Annotated in this window: 1 protein-coding gene; it reads left to right on the top strand. The window is 29.6% G+C overall.

Annotated elements, in window-relative coordinates:
• The first annotated feature begins 635 nt into the window (after positions 1–635).
• The gene (locus U860_RS0130320) at positions 636–1,775 is read left to right on the top strand and encodes a DUF3994 domain-containing protein (RefSeq protein WP_115610371.1); all 1,140 of its coding nucleotides are present in this window, start codon (positions 636–638) and stop codon (positions 1,773–1,775) included.
• Positions 1,776–2,186 lie beyond the last annotated feature (411 nt).

Genomic DNA, 2,186 nt, shown 5'->3' with positions numbered 1-2,186 from the left:
ATTATCTATAAAGATTCACCACATCTTAATACGAACAAGAGGAGGAAGTAATATGGAAATCGCAATGACAGTTTTAAAATTTATTGGTGGAGCAATCCCATTAGTTCAAGAACTTCTAAAAACATTTATGTAAATTCATTATTTAGCAATTATTTATAAAATTATCATACAAATGATCTGTATATCAAAAATAAATTGATGTGCAGATCATTTGTGTGAGCAAAGTCCCTTTAACATTATTAAGGGACTTTTTTAAATTTCTACATATGTTGCTTTGGAATAAAGTTTGATAAAAATGAAGTCACAAACCTTTATTTAACAGCAACAACAAAAACTCCATTTTGAAAAAAAGATTGATCAAAATGGAGTTACTCTTTTTAACTAAGTATGAGATTTTTATAAAAAAGTTTAATCAAAACTCACTTAGACTCTTTTACTTGAGGGAATAAAGCATCGCATCTTTTTTTATGAACATCGTTAATTTAGAATGAATTTTGACCATATCTGTAATTACTTGTAAAATGTTATACATAGAAAGGTATTTTAGGATAAATATAGAAGTGGTATGTTTTTTAGTATTAAAGGGGCTAAAACGCATCTATTTTATGTTTTGAGAGGGAGAATTGGAAAATCATATGAAAAATTTTAAAAAAAGTACAGGTAAAATTTTACTAGCATCTGGATTAGTAGTTTCTATGTCAGCTTGTAGTGTAACTAGTTTATTTGGAGACAAAGAAAAAACAAATGCTGAATCTAGTAAACAAGAAAGTAAGGAAACTAAAACAGAAGGAACAAATTCAACTAAGTCAGAAAGTAAATCATCTGAAACAAAGGAAAAATCAACTAACTCGAAAGAAGAAAGTAAAGATGTTCAAATGGTTCGAGTTTTAGCAGAAGATTATCCACAACTTATGTTAGACATTGAACAAGATATGTTAAAACGCTTTGATTACTATGATTCTTCTGTAAGAGATTATCACAAAGGAAGTAAATCAAAAGTAGAGGTTCAAGATGCTATCAAAGACTTAGATAAAGTATTCGATAAGATTGAGCATATAGATGCACCTGCTAAGTATAAGGAAGACCATAAAGAAATCGTAAAAGCTGTTGGGAAGTTAAGAGAGACTTTTACAGAAATATCAAAAGCATTTAGCACGAAAGACTCTGCTATGAATAATGATAAAGAAATTTTAGCCAAAGCAAACGAGAAGTTAAGTGAAGCGAAACGTATTTGGAAGCCAGTATTTGATAAGTTAAGTTCAGAAGCAAAAGGTGGTTCAACTACTTCTACATCGAGCGGTTCTTCAAGTAGTTCCTCTAAACCAAGTTTATCTAGCGGTAATCAAGTAAAGACATATGATAGCCAAGCAAAAACTGGTATATTCAAAGGACAAATTGATACACCTGATGAGAGTTCTGCTAAGTTTAAAAATGTACAGAACAATATGAAAGACGGTACAGAACTAGTAGGTAATTGGGGTATTGATTACGGAAACGGAGTAAAAACTACATTAGTCCTAAAAGGTGATAAGACATTTGTAACCTATGCAAATGGTTCTTATCCAAGCAAAGATAATACGGTATCAGGAACATATCAAGCAGACGTAGCTTCCAAGCAATTAATGTTAGTCGTAGAGAAAGCAACACAAAATGGTCAAGAAGTGAAGCTAGAAAGACCGATTTATTCATCGTATAAAGTTCAAAACTATGATGGTAAAGCATTACAAATATTCCATATAGACGAACAAGTTACAATTTGTTATGTAAAACAATAAATAATTAGCAAAAAACTCTGTAAAATGATTTTTACAGAGTTTTTTTTGTTAGTTCTAATTTATTATAAACGATCAGACTTTTTTATAAATTATCAAACTTTATTTCAAACCCACAACATACTTGAGGTTCCGTCACATCAACATCAAATTAAAAGCACTTTTAAAACATTAAAAAGTGCTTTTAATTTATTATAAATACGAATGTAAACTTTTAAATATTAGTTTACATTCAAATACCTTTAAACATTGACTTCTCACCGAATCCCCTGATATCTTCAAAATACACAATAAAAGTATACATTCAAAATACTATAAATAAAGAGATTAGAGCATCGTGAACAAAAAAAGCTAGATCCATACTAGATTTTTAACATAATTTCCGTCAGCGGTAATAAACAAGAAGGATCATCC

It is taken from the genome of Bacillus sp. H1a (genome assembly GCF_000633475.1).
GTDB lineage: Bacteria > Bacillota > Bacilli > Bacillales > Bacillaceae_G > Bacillus_A > Bacillus_A paramycoides.
The sequence above is the reverse complement of the archived record's forward strand: the minus strand, read 5'-3'. Positions and strand labels throughout refer to the sequence as shown.

What these genes read in the sequence shown, in the direction of transcription:
- U860_RS0130320 (WP_115610371.1), top strand. Translation starts at nt 636, where the DNA reads ATGAAAAATTTTAAAAAAAGTACAGGTAAAATTTTACTAGCATCTGGA.